At 73.7% G+C, this 13,946-nt stretch carries 13 protein-coding genes; 5 read left to right on the top strand and 8 right to left on the bottom strand.

Annotated elements, in window-relative coordinates:
- The first annotated feature begins 54 nt into the window (after nucleotides 1–54).
- The 4 genes from lanKC (at nucleotide 55) to ACTWQF_RS24090 (ending at nucleotide 6,782) form a co-directional block, all read left to right on the top strand.
- Complete coding sequence (gene lanKC, locus ACTWQF_RS24105; RefSeq protein ID WP_443281731.1) at nucleotides 55–2,724, top strand: class III lanthionine synthetase LanKC; 2,670 nt, start codon at nucleotides 55–57, stop codon at nucleotides 2,722–2,724.
- Between the two features lie 213 nt (nucleotides 2,725–2,937).
- Complete coding sequence (locus ACTWQF_RS24100) at nucleotides 2,938–3,060, top strand: SapB/AmfS family lanthipeptide (RefSeq protein WP_016471140.1); 123 nt, start codon at nucleotides 2,938–2,940, stop codon at nucleotides 3,058–3,060.
- A 4-nt stretch (nucleotides 3,061–3,064) separates the two neighbouring features.
- Nucleotides 3,065–4,912, top strand: coding sequence for an ABC transporter ATP-binding protein (locus tag ACTWQF_RS24095; protein WP_443281730.1), 1,848 nt, complete (start codon nucleotides 3,065–3,067; stop codon nucleotides 4,910–4,912).
- Nucleotides 4,905–6,782, top strand: coding sequence for an ATP-binding cassette domain-containing protein (locus tag ACTWQF_RS24090; protein ID WP_443281729.1), 1,878 nt, complete (start codon nucleotides 4,905–4,907; stop codon nucleotides 6,780–6,782). Before ACTWQF_RS24095 ends, ACTWQF_RS24090 begins: the two co-directional genes overlap by 8 nt.
- A gap of 53 nt (nucleotides 6,783–6,835) precedes the next feature.
- Here the strand turns inward: ACTWQF_RS24090 and ACTWQF_RS24085 are convergent, their stop codons facing one another.
- The 7 genes from ACTWQF_RS24085 to ACTWQF_RS24055 form a co-directional block, all read right to left on the bottom strand.
- The gene (locus tag ACTWQF_RS24085; RefSeq protein ID WP_443281728.1) at nucleotides 6,836–7,453 is read right to left on the bottom strand and encodes a LuxR C-terminal-related transcriptional regulator; all 618 of its coding nucleotides are present in this window, start codon (nucleotides 7,451–7,453) and stop codon (nucleotides 6,836–6,838) included.
- Between the two features lie 169 nt (nucleotides 7,454–7,622).
- Nucleotides 7,623–9,518 (bottom strand): complex I subunit 5 family protein, encoded by a 1,896-nt coding sequence (locus ACTWQF_RS24080; protein ID WP_443281727.1) that lies wholly within the window; start codon nucleotides 9,516–9,518, stop codon nucleotides 7,623–7,625.
- A complete protein-coding gene (locus tag ACTWQF_RS24075) occupies nucleotides 9,515–9,862 on the bottom strand; it encodes a sodium:proton antiporter (RefSeq protein ID WP_443281726.1) in 348 nt (115 codons plus the stop codon). Before ACTWQF_RS24075 ends, ACTWQF_RS24080 begins: the two co-directional genes overlap by 4 nt.
- A complete protein-coding gene (locus ACTWQF_RS24070) occupies nucleotides 9,859–10,644 on the bottom strand; it encodes an MnhB domain-containing protein (protein WP_443281725.1) in 786 nt (261 codons plus the stop codon). Before ACTWQF_RS24070 ends, ACTWQF_RS24075 begins: the two co-directional genes overlap by 4 nt.
- Complete coding sequence (locus tag ACTWQF_RS24065; protein ID WP_443281724.1) at nucleotides 10,641–10,913, bottom strand: Na(+)/H(+) antiporter subunit B; 273 nt, start codon at nucleotides 10,911–10,913, stop codon at nucleotides 10,641–10,643. Before ACTWQF_RS24065 ends, ACTWQF_RS24070 begins: the two co-directional genes overlap by 4 nt.
- On the bottom strand, nucleotides 10,906–11,370 hold the full coding sequence (locus ACTWQF_RS24060; RefSeq protein ID WP_443281723.1) for a monovalent cation/H+ antiporter complex subunit F: 465 nt from the start codon (nucleotides 11,368–11,370) through the stop codon (nucleotides 10,906–10,908). Before ACTWQF_RS24060 ends, ACTWQF_RS24065 begins: the two co-directional genes overlap by 8 nt.
- Nucleotides 11,367–11,543 (bottom strand): hypothetical protein, encoded by a 177-nt coding sequence (locus tag ACTWQF_RS24055; protein WP_443248592.1) that lies wholly within the window; start codon nucleotides 11,541–11,543, stop codon nucleotides 11,367–11,369. The genes ACTWQF_RS24060 and ACTWQF_RS24055 overlap by 4 nt, the downstream gene beginning before the upstream one ends.
- Nucleotides 11,544–11,796: 253 nt before the next feature.
- Here ACTWQF_RS24055 and ACTWQF_RS24050 point away from each other — a divergent pair, with 253 nt between their 5' ends.
- A complete protein-coding gene (locus ACTWQF_RS24050; RefSeq protein ID WP_443281722.1) occupies nucleotides 11,797–13,224 on the top strand; it encodes a cytochrome P450 in 1,428 nt (475 codons plus the stop codon).
- A 35-nt stretch (nucleotides 13,225–13,259) separates the two neighbouring features.
- Here the strand turns inward: ACTWQF_RS24050 and ACTWQF_RS24045 are convergent, their stop codons facing one another.
- Nucleotides 13,260–13,889: a DUF5709 domain-containing protein gene (locus ACTWQF_RS24045; protein ID WP_443281721.1), complete on the bottom strand. Its 630-nt coding sequence runs from the start codon at nucleotides 13,887–13,889 to the stop codon at nucleotides 13,260–13,262.
- Nucleotides 13,890–13,946: the final 57 nt, after the last annotated feature.

The raw sequence follows: 13,946 nt of genomic DNA, 5'->3' as shown, positions 1-13,946 counted from the left end.
ATTCCCCTTCCCGTACTGCACGCTTGATCCCGTGGTTCCCAGGGGAGGGAAACGATGGACAAGCGGTACGAGATATTCTGTCTGGCCGACCCGTATTTCTACGACACGCCGGACCGCTTGTCGCATTCCGCACCGGGCGACGACGAAGCGCTGGAGCCGGATCCCGAAGAGTTACCGGTGGCGCGCCGCCCGGTGCCTGCCGGATGGCGGCAGACCAGGTCCGGCGACTGGCTGGAACTCCGCCCGCTGACCGGCGAGTTCCCGCTCCAGGGCTGGAAGATCCACGCCTCGGCCACGCTGGAGAACGCGAACGAGATCGGCACGGCCGTCCGGGACTACTGCGTACCCCGCGGAATTCCCTTCAAATTCGTACCGCACCGCACTCTGCTGTATCTGCGCAATGCCAAATACGCCGGGCGTGGCACGAGCGGGAAATTTGCCACCATCTATCCGGCCGACGAAGCGCAACTCGAAAATATTTTGCGCGAGTTGGGGGAAATACTGGACGGCCGACCGGGCCCGTACATTCTCACGGACCTGCGCTGGCGTGAAGGGCCGCTGCACGTACGGTACGGGGGCTTCGCACCGCGCTTCTGCGTCGACGGCCAGGGCATACTCGTGCCCGCCGTGGAGGACGCGCACGGCCGGCTCGTACCCGACCGCAAGGACCCCGCGTTCCGGGTGCCGGACGGCGTGGAGCTGCCCGCGTTCCTGCGCCCGCAGCTGGCGGCGCGTGCCGCGGCCAGTGTGACGGAGCTGCCGTACCGCATCGAGCGGGCCCTGCACTTCTCCAACGGCGGTGGGGTGTACGGCGGTACCGACACCCGCGACGGGAGCCGGGTCGTGCTCAAAGAGGCCCGGCCGCACGCCGGGCTCGCCGCCGACGGCGCCGACGCGGTGGCGCGGCTGGAGCGGGAGAAGGCCGCGCTCGACCGGCTCGCCGGGCTGCCGGTGGTTCCGGCCGTACGCGACTGGTTCGAGCTGGACGGGCACCGGTTCCTGGTGATGGAGGAGCTGGCGGGCGAGACCCTCAACTCCTTCTTCGCCAGGCGTCACCCGCTGCTGAGCGCCGACCCCGACCCGGAAGCGGTGGCCCGGTACACCGAGTGGGCGCTGCGGATGCACCGGCTGGTGGAGCAGGCCGTAGCGGCGGTGCACGAGCGGGGCATCGTCTTCAACGACCTGCACATGTTCAACATCATGGTCGCGCCGGACGAACAGTCCGTCGCGCTGCTGGACTTCGAGGCGGCCGCGCCCGCGGCGGACGATCCGCGGCAGATCGTCGCCCATCCCGGCTTCATCGCCCCGGCCGACCGTACCCGCTACGACATCGACCGTTACGCGCTGGCGTGTCTGCGGCTGGCGCTGTTCGTCCCGATGACGACGCTGCTGGCCGTCGACCGCGGCAAGGCAGCACATCTGGCCGGGATCGCGGCCGAGCAGTTCCCCGGCATCCCGGAGGGGTTCCTGGCCGAGGCGGTCGCCACCATCGAGGGTGCCCGCACGGAGGACCCGGCCTCCCGTCCCGCCACCACTGCGCGCGCCGCTGCAGACGCCCTCGCGGCCCGGTCCCCCGCCCCTCGCCGGCCCGTTCGCGCCGCTGCTCCCGTCGCGCCCGGCGACTGGCCGGCAGCGCGTGCGGCGATGACGCGGGCGATCCTCGCCTCGGCCACGCCCGAGCGCGACGACCGTCTCTTCCCCGGCGACATCGCACAGTTCGGCGACGGCGGCGGACTCGGCCTGGCACACGGTGCCGCCGGGGTGCTGCACGCACTCGCCGAGACCGGCGCGGGCCGGTACCCGGAAGGCGAGGAGTGGCTGCTGCGGCATACCGATCCCCCGCAGCGCGGCACCCCGCTGGGGCTCTACGACGGACTGCCCGGAGTCGCCTGCGTACTGGCCCGGTTCGGACACACCAAGCGGGCGCTGGAGCTCACCGAGCAGGTGCTGGAGGAGAAATGGCAACGTCTGGGCAGCTCGCTGCACGGCGGCCTCGCCGGTCTCGGCCTCGCCCTGGAGCAGCTCGCTGACGACACTGCAGAGCAACAGCTGCGCTCCGCCTCCGACGAGGCCGCACAGCTGCTGGCCCAGCGGCTGGACGAGCCGGACGACGTGGCCCCGGGCGTCAACAGAGCCGGACTGCTGCACGGTGCGACCGGAGCTGCGCTGCTGTTCCTGCGGCGGTACGAGCAGCACGGCGATTCCGCGCTGCTCGATCTGGCGGAACGCGCGCTCGACCGCGATCTGGCGCACTGCGTCCAGGACAGTGCGGGGACCTGGCAGGTGGACGAGGGCAGCCGCGTCATGCCGTACCTGGGCGCGGGCAGCGTGGGTATCGCCATGGTGCTGGACGACTTCCTCGGGCACCGGCCGGAGCACGCCGGGTTCGCACGCGCACGGGAGGCGATCCTGCCCGCTGCCCGGATGCGCTACTACGCGCAGCCCGGTCTCTTCCAGGGCCGCGCCGGAATGCTGCTGCACCTCAGCAGGACCAGCACTCCGGGCGTCACCGAAGCCGACCGGGAGGCGCAGCTCGCGGGGCTCGGCTGGTACGGCATGGCCTACCGGGAGGGCCTCGCCTTCCCCGGCGACCAGATGATGCGGCTGTCGATGGACCTGGCGACCGGCACGGCGGGCTGTTTGCTCGCTGCGGGGGCCGCTGCCGCTGCCGCGGATACGGCGTTGCCGAGCTTGCCGTTTCTCGCATCACCGTCGCCGCCATAGCCGTGTCCGGCGGATCTGCTGGCGAGGGGGTGCCGCTGTCCGACGTCCGCAGGCTGCGGGTCCGTTGTGGCTAGTCGCGCAGTTCCCCGCGTCCCTTCGGGGCGCGTCCCCAACGCCAGCTCACAGACCGGCCTCCGGGACGGGGGCCGTACCGAACCACCACCGTCCCTGCACCACACACAACCCAACACCCCGATAGGGAAGGAAACCACCATGGCACTTCTCGACCTGCAGACGATGGAGCCCGAGGAGCGCACCGGCGGCGGCGACGACAGCAGCGCGAGCCTCCTCCTGTGCGACAAGCACAGCTCCCACAGCACGCTCCTGTGCCTGTGACCGGGTGACACACACATCCGGTGCTCCTGGACGGGGTTCTGCCCCCGCCCAGGGGCGCTCTTCTGTCTCCGGGCAGCGGACCGGCGTGGCCCCGGCGGCGGCCGACCGGCTGCTGCTGACCGCGTCACGCCCGCATCTGTGGCGTACGGTGGCGCTCTTTCTCTCGGCGACTGCCGCAGCAGGTGCCGGACTGGCGCTGCCTGCCGCCCTCGGCCGTACTCTCGACCTGCTGCTCGCCGGCGAAGGGGCCGGCAGTGCGGAAGCGACCCGCTGGCTCGCCGGATGCGCGGTGCTGACGTGTGCGCTGGTGGGGCTGGACGCCGCCGACACCGTGCTCACCGGCACTCTCAACTCCCTTACCACGGCGCGGCTGCGCTCCCGCCTCGTCGGCCGTCTGCTGGCGGTCGGCCCGCTGCGTGCGGAGCGCTTCGCCCACGGCGACCTGGTCACCCGCTGCACCGGCAACGCGGCGCACGCGGGCACGGGGCCCAGCAGTGTTGCGTCGGCGCTGGCCGCCGCGGTGACGCCGGTGGGGGCGCTGGTGGCGCTCGCGCTGCTCGATCTGCGGCTCGCGGCCGTCTTCCTCGCCGGCACACCGCTGCTGGTGCTGCTGCTGCGCGCGTTCTCCCGTACCTCGACCGACTGTGTCGCCCGCTATCAGGAGACGCAGGCCCGGCTCGCGGGGCGGCTCGTGGAGGCACTGGCCGGGGCCCGCACCATCGCGGCGGGCGGCATCCGGGAGCGCGAACGGGCCCGGGTGCTTGAGCCGTTGGCGGAGCTCTCCGCGCACGGACACCGCATGTGGCACGTGCAGGGCCGCGCCACCGCACAGGCCACCGTACTGGTGCCGCTGCTCCAGGTGGCGGTGGTCGCGGTCGGCGGGCTGCTGTTGAGCGAGGGCGAGCTGAGCGTCGGCGGGCTGGTCGCCGCCACGCGCTACGCCGTTCTGGCGGCGGGCGTAGGCACGCTCGTCGGACAGCTCAACGCCCTGGTGCGCGCCCGGACCGCGGCGCAGCGGCTGGCGGAGGTGCTGGACGTCACCCCCATGCCGGGCGGGCGGCGGATGGTGCCGGAGCACACCGCGGGCACCGGTGCGGGTCGGCTGGAACTGTGCGGTGTCCGGGCCTCGTACGGCGGGGAGGCGGTGCTGCGCGGCGTGGATCTCGTGGTGCCCGGCGGGACGACGGTCGCGGTGGTCGGCCGGTCCGGCTCCGGCAAGTCGCTGCTGGCAGCGGTCGCCGGGCGGCTCGTCGAACCGGAGGCCGGGCGGGTGCTGCTGGACGGCGTCGACCTGGCCGAGCTGGACCCGGCGGCGCTGCGCCGGGCCGTCGGCTTCGCGTTCGAGCGCCCCGTCCTCTTCGGCGCCACCGTCGGCGACGCCGTCGCCGCGGGCGTCCTCGCCGAAGGGGCGGCCCGCGAGGCGCGTATCCGGGCGGCGGCGCGTGCCGCCTGCGCCGAGGAGTTCGTCCGCACTCTGCCGTACGGTTACGACACCCCCTGCGAGCAGGCGCCGCTCTCCGGTGGCGAGGTGCAGCGCCTGGGTCTCGCCCGCGCACTCGCCCAAAGCTGCCGGGTGCTCGTCCTGGACGACGCCACCTCCAGCCTGGACACGGTGACGGAGCTGAAGGTGACGCGGGCACTGGTGGGCCCGGGGGGCGCGGACGGAGGGGACGGAGGGGCCGTGGGGCCGCGTACCCGGCTGGTCGTCGCGCACCGCGCCTCGACCGCCGCCCGCGCGGACCTCACGGCCTGGCTCGACGGTGGCCGGATTCGTGCGCTGGCACCGCACGAGCAGCTGTGGGAACGGCCCGCCTACCGGGCCCTGTTCGGCAGCGGGAGCGGCGATGGCTGAGTCCGGGAAGGGGAGCGGAAAGGACAGGGGGAAGGCGACGGCGCGCCTCCGGGCGGAGCCGCGCAGTGCTCGGCGAGGGCTCGGGCGGGCAGGTTCGGCCTTCCTGCTGCGGCGGCCCCGGGTGCTGGTGGCGCTCGCGGGCTGGTCGGTGCTGGAGGCGGCGCACACCTTCGCACTGGGCTTCGCGCTCGCCCGCGCCCTGGACGACGGTTTCCTGGCGGGCCGCCCGGCAACGGGCCTGGCATGGCTGTCCGGCGCCGCTTCGGGGCTGCTGCTGGGGGCGTGGGGAACGGCGCGGGTCTACCGCCAGGTGGCGGCGCTCGCCGAACCGCTGCGGGACGAGTTGGTGCGCCGCGTGGTGGGGCGCGGACTGTACGAGGCCGTCGCAGCCACCGGCGCGCCGGGGCGTGGCGCGGGTGACGCGTCCGGCACCGGCGTCGTCTCCCGGCTGACGCACCAGGTGGAGATAGCCCGGGACAGCTTCGCCGGACTGGTGATGGTCTCGCGTTCGTTCGTCTTCACGCTGGCGGGGGCTGCCTTGGGGCTGGCCGCGCTGGCGCCGGTGCTGCTCCTCGTCGTCGTACCGCCGCTGGTGGCGGGGCTCGCCGTCTTCGCGGGGACGCTGCGACCGCTGGCCCGCAGACAGCGGGACTTCCTGGTGGCCGACGAGGAGTTGGCACGCGAGGTGGGCACAACGGTACGCGCGCTGCGGGACGTGACCGCGTGCGGTGCGGAGGAGACGGTATGCCGGTCGGTGGAACGGCGCGTGACGGCGGAGCGGCGGGCGGCCGACGCACTCGCCCGCTGGGGCGTCACCCGCGCCGTGGCTCTCGGCCTCGGCGGGCGGCTGCCCGTGGTGCTGTTGCTGCTGCTCACCCCCTGGCTGCTGCGGCACGGGGTGAGCGCCGGGGCGCTGGCGGGAGCGCTCACGTATCTCACCCAGGCGCTGCTGCCCGCGCTGCAGAGCCTGGTGCACGGACTGGGCGGCGCCGGTGCCCGGCTCGCGGTGGTGATCGGCCGACTGCGGGAGGGTGCGCCCGACCCGGGCCCGGAGGCGCCGGGTACGCCCTTGCCGAGCCTGCCGGGACCTCGTAGGGCGGCCGCTGTTCCGGCGGCCGGGCGGGGAGTTCCCGCACTCGAACTGCGGGGCGTCACCTTCGCCTACGGCCCGGCGGCGGCGCCGGTGCTTTCGGGGCTCGATCTCACCGTCCCGGCAGGCGGGCGGCTGGCGGTCGTCGGGCCCAGCGGCGCCGGAAAGTCCACACTTGCCCTGCTGGTGGCCGGACTGCTGCGGCCCTCGGACGGTGAGATCAAGCTGTACGGACAGCCGGTCGCCCCCGAACAGCCGCTGCCTGGGCAGCAATTGGCCGGGCAACGGGTGCTGATCCCCCAGGAGTCGTACGTCTTCACCGGCGGCGTGCGCGACAACCTGTGCTGTCTGCTGCCGGAGCACCCCGGACCGCTGCCGGGTCCGGTGCTGCTCAGCGCCGTCGAGACGGTGGGTGCCCAGGGGCTGGTGCGGCGGCTGGGCGGACTCGACGGGTGGGTGGACCCGGTGGCGCTCTCGGCCGGTGAACGGCAGCAGTTGGCGCTGGCCCGCGCCTATCTCTCCCCCGCGCCGCTGGCCGTCCTGGACGAGGCCGGCAGTCACCTGGACCCGGCTGCCGAGGAGGTGGCCGAGAGTGCCTTCATCCGGCGCGGCGGTGCGCTGGTGGTCATCGCGCACCGGATCAGCTCGGCGCTCCGTGCCGAGCGGGTGCTGGTGCTGGACGGGGAGCGTACCTGCTGCGGCACGCACCCGGAGCTGCTGGAGTGCTCCGCGCTCTACCGCGACCTGGCGGCGGGCTGGGCCACGCGGTCCCGGGTTTAGCGGTGTTCACGGTCACCTCCGCGCCTTTGCCGTGCCCAAAGCGGGCCGGGTGCTCACAGCCAGCCGGCCCCCTGGGAGATACGGATGGCGTCCACCCGGTTGCGGGCGCCTGTCTTGCGGGTGATGGCCGACATGTAGTTGCGCACCGTGCCGGCCGACAGCCCCAGACGGCGGGCTATCTCGGTGACGGACGCGCCCTCGGCCGCCGCCGACAGCACGGTCAGCTCCCGTTCGCTGAGCGGAACTTCGGAGGCCCGCAGGAGCGTGCCCGCCAGCGCGTTGTCCACGAAGCGCTCGCCGGCTGCCACCTGCCGGATGCCGGTCACCAGTTGCTCGGGCAGCGCGTCCTTGCACACGAATCCGCGCGCTCCCGCGTCCAGTGCCCTGCGCAGGGCACCGGGACAGTGCTGGCTGACCAGCACCAGCAGCCGGTGTGCGGCCCCGGCGGTCCGCGCGGCACCCGTCCGGGAGAGCCCCGCCAGCTCGTCCAGCGGGGAACGCGCCGTCACATCGGCGTCCACGACACACACATCGGTGGTCCGTGTCCGCGCCAGTCGCGCCGCGTCCTTCGCGGAAGCGGCTTCGATGGCCATGTCCGGCTCCCTGCCGACCAGGGCGGCCAACGCGCATCGCAGTATGCGCACGTCGTGCACCAGCAGTACCCGGATCACACTCAGTCCCCCCTTGATGCCTGATCCCCATACCTGTCAGGCGCAGTTCAATACATACAACCTCAAGCCACCGAAAAGCCGCACAGTTTTGGCCACGCATGGAGACCAAGTGTGTGCGATGTGTTATCGGGGGCGCGGGAGGGGGCGCACTTCACTGGAGCAGCGGAAGTCACCACACCAGCGCGGCCAGCAGGGCGATTCCGACGAGCGCACACGCCACGTAGTCACCGACATGCCCGGAATGCAGCCAGCGCAGCGGTACGGACCAGCGGGGGCGCAGGCCGCTGGGCACGGTCCGCAGCGCGGCGTAGGCCGCGCCGACGGCGAGCGCGGCCGACAACAGCCCCAGCAGCACGCCTGCCGCCGACCAGTGCGGGGCGGGTGAGTGGATGCCGGGCTGCTCCGTGCCGTACAGCACGGCCATGGCATAGCCGGTGTGGTCGGTGAGCGTGTCGGCGGCCCGGCTGACGGCCCGCCACAGCGGGGGCACACACCCCACGGCGAGGCCGCCCGCGAGGAGGGCGCCCGCGGAGGCGAGCATCGTGTCCGGCACCCGGGTCACCCGCCCCGAGGTCTCGGCCGGTTCGTCCGCACCGGTCGTCTCCTCGCCTTCGCCGTCCGGCCCGTCCCCCTCCGCCGCCGACTCCGTCCGTGGTGAGTCCTCAGTCGGCTTTCCCGCCGCCTTACGTGCCGCCCGGTTCAGCTGCTGCCCCGACGCAGGCTCCCCCAGCCCCAGGAAGACCCCGCCCGCGACCCGCAGTACGGCGGCGCCGGTGGTCGCGGAGACGAGTACGAAGACGACCGTCGGCCAGCTGCCCGCGGCCTCCTCCGAGACCGCCTTGCCCAGCCCCGTACCGAACGGCGGCAGCCCCGCGAGCGCCAGCCCGCCGAGACCGAACAGTGCTCCGACGCGCGGCAACTCCCGACCTCTGCCGTGCAGTTCTCGCTCGTCGACGCTGCCGAACCGGTCCACCAGGACGCCCGCGCAGGCGAACAGCGCTGCCTTGGCCCCGGCATGGCCCAGAACGTACAGCGTGGCGCCCGAGACGGCCTCGGGGGTGAGGACCGACAGGGCGACGAGGAACAGCCCGGTGTGGGCGATGGTGGAGAAGGCCAGCAACCTTTTGATGTGCCGCTGCAACCAGCACAGCAGCGCGCCCGTGACTGCCGTCAGCACGCCCAGCGCCAGCAGTGCACGGTGCACACCCGCCTCCGGGGCGCCGCCGGGCCCGGCGAACACCGTCCAGTACAGCCGCGCCACTCCGTAGACGCCCAGCTCCACCATCACCCCGGACAGCAGCATGCACACCGGGGTGGGCGCCACCGTGTGGGCGTCGGGCAGCCAGAAGTGGAAGGGCACGGCAGCCGCCTTGATCAAGAACCCGGCGGCCACCAGCACGAACGCGGCCTTCACCAGCACGCCGGAGCCGTCAGGGGCCGCGTCCAGCCGCTGCCCCATCTGGGCGAGACCGAGCTCTCCGGTGCGCGAGTACAGCAGCCCGACGCCCAGCAAGGTGGCGTAGCCGCCCAGCGAGTTGAGGAAGCCGAAGGTGAGCGCGCCCTGGACGGCGCGGGCCTCCTCGACCCGGTAGCCGGTCAGCGCATAGGCGATCACGCCCATCAGCTCGAAGAAGACGAAGGCGTTGAACAGGTCGCCGGTCAGCGTGAATCCGCACATGCCCGACTGGAAGACCAGGATCAGCGCCGGGAAGGCTCCGGCCTGGCGGGGCGGCGGGTCGTCGAAGAACCGCCATGAGTAGACCAGTACGGCCACCACCAGCACCGAGACCAGCGCCGTCAGCCCCAGCCCCATACCGTCCCCGACCAGCACGATCCCCACGCCCGAGCCGTGCCGGGGCTGCCAGCCGCCCAGCCACTCCACCGGCACCGGTCCGTCCGCGGCGGTCACCAGCAGCCCCAGCGCCAGCGCGGCCGTCCCAGCGGAGACCGCACAGCCGCAGACCTCGGCGACGTACCTGGGCAGCCATCGGCCGGTGGCCACCAGCAGCGCGGCACCCAGCAGCGGCGCCACGACCAGCAGGGGCAGGGCCTGAGCCGCCGTCATCCCCGCAGCTCCCGCAGCTCGTCGGGGTCGACGGTGCCGTGCCGCTTGGCGACCTGGACCACGAGCGCGAGCAGCAGCGCGGTGACCGTGGCGCCGACGACCACATCGGTCAGGGTGAGCGCCTGCACCACCGGGTCGACGACGGGCCGCGAGCCGGGCGGGATGTCCGAGTAGACCGGCGCGGTGCCGCCGCGCCGGTAGCCGACGGCCAGCAGCAGTACGTACGTCGACGCCTGGCAGACCGCCAGCGAGCCCACGGCGTGGATCAGGTTCCGGCTGGTGGCCAGCCCGTAGCAGCCGGCCAGGAAGAGCCAGCAGGCGACCAAGTACGGCAGTACGCTCACGCGCCGCTCCGCTCGCCGTCCCGGCCCCCGGACCCGCCCGCCTGCTCCGATCCGTCCCCGCCCTCGATCACGATGGCCTGGTCGAGGAACTGTGCCAGCAGAACCACCACGGCGGCGGCCACCTCCACTCCGATCGCGGCGTTCAGCAGCGGCACGGTGCCGCCGGAGGAGAGCGTGTTGAACGTCCCGTACGGCAGGACGTTCTCCAGGAAGGCCGCACCCGAGAGCACAGCGCCGAGACCGACCAGCAGATAGCCCGCCTCGCCCGCCGCGTCGGCCAGTGTGAACAGTGTCAGCGAGCGGACCCGCTGCAGGGCGCGGTAGTCGATGGCGATGTAGAGCAGATGCAGCGCTGTCGCTGCCACCACCCCGCCCTGGAATCCGCCGCCGGGGCTGAGTTGTCCGTGCGCGGCGATGTAGAGCCCGGTCAGCAGGGTGACGGGCAGCACCAGCAGCGCGTAGCGGCGTACGAGGGACGGGACGCGGGCCGGTGCGGGCTCCACCCGGCGCTCGTCGCGGGTGGTACGCAGAATGACGACGGTGCCGAGGACCGAGCCGAAGAGGACGGCCTGTTCGCCGAGGGTGTCGAAGGCCCGCTGGTCGAAGTTGACCGAGGCGACGGTGTTGGCGGTATGCCGGCCGAGCGCGGCTTCCACCGCGCGGGCGCCGTACGGATGCCAGGAGCCGCCGAAGCCGGGCAGCGCGAAGCAGGCGGCGGCCAGCAGCACGGCCACCCCCAGCCCACCGACGGCCATCACCCACATCCGCACCCGGCGGCTCACCGGTGCTCCTCCCGCCGCTCGCTGCGCGCGGCCTTGCGCCGCACCTTCCGTACGGACAGCAGCACCATCAGCGGCGTCAGCACGGTGCCGACAGCGAGCTGGGAGAGCGCTACGTCGGGTGCCTGGAGCACGGCGAACAGCAGGGCGAGCGCCAGCCCGAGGCCCGCCAGGACCGTGGCCTGGCGCACCGGGTCACGGGTGAGGACGGTGGCCGTACCCGCCAGCGTCACCAGCAGCAGGGCGAGCGCCACCGGCAGTTCGCTATCCAACCGGCTCGCCCCCTCCGGGAGGTGTCGTCAGGGCCCGCATGCACACGGCGCTGCCCGCCACCAGCAGGCATCCGACGAGGAGGAGTTTCACCGTCGTCCTGCCGGGGGTGGCCGCGGCGCACACCGGCACCACGACGAGGGGTACGGGCACCGTGCTGAGCACCGTCATGGCCCTGGTCACCGCCGCGGGCGGCCGGTCGGCCCGCAGTTCCTCGCCCAGCAGCCGCTCGTACACCAGCGTGCCGGCCGGGCCGAGTACGGCCAGGGCGAGAGCCATGTCCGTATAGGCAGCGCGTGCCCAGCCCTGGGAGAGCAGCAGCAGGGCGAGCGCTGCGAGCACGGTGGCGAGATTCTGCGCCAGGACCCGGCGCCGGACGGGACCGGTACACACGCCGCAGAGCGCCGGGAGGACGCCGCACAGCAGCAGCGCGCAGCCCGCTGCGAGCCAGCCGTTCACCGCCGCACCGCCGCCCTGCGGGCCGCCCGCCCGGCGACCGCCGCGAACAGCGCGGCCCCCGCGCCGACGCAACACTCCAGGATGTCGACCGTCTGGATGAGTACGAGCCACAGCCCGGCCAGTACCACCCACCAGGCCGCCACCTCCGAAACAGCCGTCAGCCGACTGCCCATCAGTTCGCCTCCCCTCCACGGTCATGCCGTGCCCGGCGAGAGGCGCCGGTCGGCCGCAGCACGCCGTCGGGGCCTGCCTCCGCCTCGCCCCGCTCGGACGCGTCAGTGGGTACCACCGGGTCCCGGGTGGCAAACGGTGTCGCCTCGCGCGTCGTTTCGCCCGATTACCTGCGGGTACCTCGACGCTCTTGGAAACGACGCACCCGACAGCGCGGCCGGTACACCTCCGGCCCGCGGAGCGAGCGGAGTGAAGATGCGACCGACCGAGAGCAGCACGGAAGCGCCCGCGAAACCGAGCACGCCGAACCCGGCGGACACCCCGGGCCCGGCGGAGACACTGCCCACGCTGAGCGCCCGGGAGGCGGCGGGCGTGGTGGGGGACGTACTGCTGCCGGTGCTGGCGGGCGGCGTCATCGTGCGCAGGCCCCGGGCGATGTCGCTGGTGGAGCGCACCGGCTGGGACCGGCGCGGCGTCGAACGGGTGCGCGCGCTGCGCGAGCGGCACGGCTCAGGACCGCTCCCGCTGACGGTGCGGGGCCGGTCGTACGCGATGGTGCTGGACCCCGAGGACGCGCGTCGCGTCCTGCTGGAGACGCCGGAGCCCTTCAGTCCGGCGACGCTGGAGAAGTGCGGCTCACTGGCGCAGTTCCAGCCGCACGGCGTGCTCATCTCCGGCGGCGAGGAGCGGACACGGCGCCGGGAGTTCGTGGAGCAAGTGCTGGAGACCCCCCGGCCGTTGCACGACACCGCCGGGCGGCTGACCGGAGTCGTACGCGAGGAGGCGGCGCTGCTCCTGGCGGGGGCCGAGCGGTCCGGACAACTGCTGTGGGAGGAGTTCGACGCCGCGTGGTGGCGCACGGTCCGGCGCATCGTCCTCGGGGACGCGGCCCGCGACGACGCCACGCTCACCGCGCAACTGGGCGCGCTGCGCTCGGCCGCCAACTGGTCGCTGGCCGGTCCGCGCCGCAGGCGGCTGCGGAGCGCGTTCCTCTCCCGCGTACGCTCCTACGTCGCCCATCCGGAGCCCGGCAGCCTCGCGGAGCGCGTCGCGCGGACCCCGGCGCCGACGGGCACCGACCGGACGGGCCAGATCCCGCACTGGCTGTTCGCCTACGACGCCGCCGGCATGGCGACCGTGCGTGCGCTGGCACTGCTGGCCACCCACCCGCAGCCTGCCGCGCGCGCCTACGAGGAGGCGACGACCTCAGATCCGGACACCCCGCGCGAGCTGCCGTTCCTGCGCGGCTGCGCGCTGGAGTCGGTACGGCTGTGGCCCACGACGCCGCTCATCCTGCGGGAGAGCACCGCGGAGACCGGCTGGGAGGGCGGCACCCTGCCCGCCGGGACGGTCTTCGCCCTCTACACGCCCTATCTGCACCGCGCCGAGCCCGCCACACCGTACGGGGACGCTTTCGCGCCCCAGCAGTGGACCGAGGAGACGGGGCGGAAGGCGCGGGCCAACCCCGCGCTGGTGCCGTTCAGTTCGGGCCCGGCCGGGTGCCCGGGCGAGAACCTGGTGCTGTTCACCGTCAGCACGCTGCTGGCCGCGCTGTTGGAGCGGCACGCGTACTCTCTCGCCTCGCACCCCCAGCTGCGGGCCTCCGCGCCGGTGCCCGCGACGCTGGACCATTTCTCCCTGCGGTTGCGGGTGCACCCTTCGCAGGAGGGACGCGCCCCGTAAGGCCCAGGGCGAACAGGGGCAGCCCCTCCGGCTGGTCAGCCCTCGCCGGGGGCGATCTCTTCCTCGTTCACCGTGTGCAGCGCCTGCTCCTCCGGGGAGAGGCCGGGGCCCTCGCCGGTCTCGCGGCCGTAGACGTCCTGGCGGCGGGGCGGAGCCGCTTCCGGGTCGGCGCTGAGCACTCCGGCCGGGTCGTCGGGCGGGCCGGAGACGGCCTCCCGCTCGGACTCCTCGGGCTCCTCCTCGGCGAGCCGTTCGTCCAGGGACTCGCCCTCCCGCATCTCGGCGGGCGTGGGCGCGGAGCGGGTGACGGCGGTCGGGGTGTCTCCCGGCACCGACTCCTGCTGCGGGTCGCTGGACCGCTGCTGCATGGGGGCACCGTCCCCGAGATCGGGGATGCCCTGATCCTCGGGCTCGGCGCCGGGGTCGGCGGGCTCCGCGTGCTCTTCGTCGGCCTCCGCCTGCGGGGTCAGGAACGAGGTGTCCCGGCCGCCGCTGTCGCGTCCGCTCACCCTGGGCGGCGGGTCGGATTCCACGGGTGGCTGCCACCGGCCGCGCTCCTGGCGCTCGTCCGGTTGCCGGCCCTCGACGGGGCCCGCCTGCATCTCGGCGGCGTCCTCGGTGGTGACGCCCTCCTCCGCGGGGATGTCCCTGCCGTCTCCCGTCATGGTGGCCTCCTCTCGTGCGGATGCTCCGGGTACCCCTCCGGAACGCGGGCTACGCGG

This window comes from Streptomyces sp. 8N114 (assembly GCF_052245835.1).
GTDB lineage: Bacteria > Actinomycetota > Actinomycetes > Streptomycetales > Streptomycetaceae > Streptomyces.
The sequence above is the reverse complement of the archived record's forward strand: the minus strand, read 5'-3'. Positions and strand labels throughout refer to the sequence as shown.

Excerpts from the sequence above, each read along its gene's own strand:
- ACTWQF_RS24080 (WP_443281727.1), bottom strand. The coding sequence starts at position 9,518 with ATGACGGCGGCTCAGGCCCTGCCCCTGCTGGTCGTGGCGCCGCTGCTG.
- ACTWQF_RS24045 (WP_443281721.1), bottom strand. The coding sequence starts at position 13,889 with ATGACGGGAGACGGCAGGGACATCCCCGCGGAGGAGGGCGTCACCACC.
- ACTWQF_RS24055 (WP_443248592.1), bottom strand. The coding sequence starts at position 11,543 with ATGGGCAGTCGGCTGACGGCTGTTTCGGAGGTGGCGGCCTGGTGGGTG.
- ACTWQF_RS24090 (WP_443281729.1), top strand. The coding sequence starts at position 4,905 with ATGGCTGAGTCCGGGAAGGGGAGCGGAAAGGACAGGGGGAAGGCGACG.
- ACTWQF_RS24100 (WP_016471140.1), top strand. The coding sequence starts at position 2,938 with ATGGCACTTCTCGACCTGCAGACGATGGAGCCCGAGGAGCGCACCGGC.
- lanKC (WP_443281731.1), top strand. The coding sequence starts at position 55 with ATGGACAAGCGGTACGAGATATTCTGTCTGGCCGACCCGTATTTCTAC.
- ACTWQF_RS24050 (WP_443281722.1), top strand. The coding sequence starts at position 11,797 with ATGCGACCGACCGAGAGCAGCACGGAAGCGCCCGCGAAACCGAGCACG.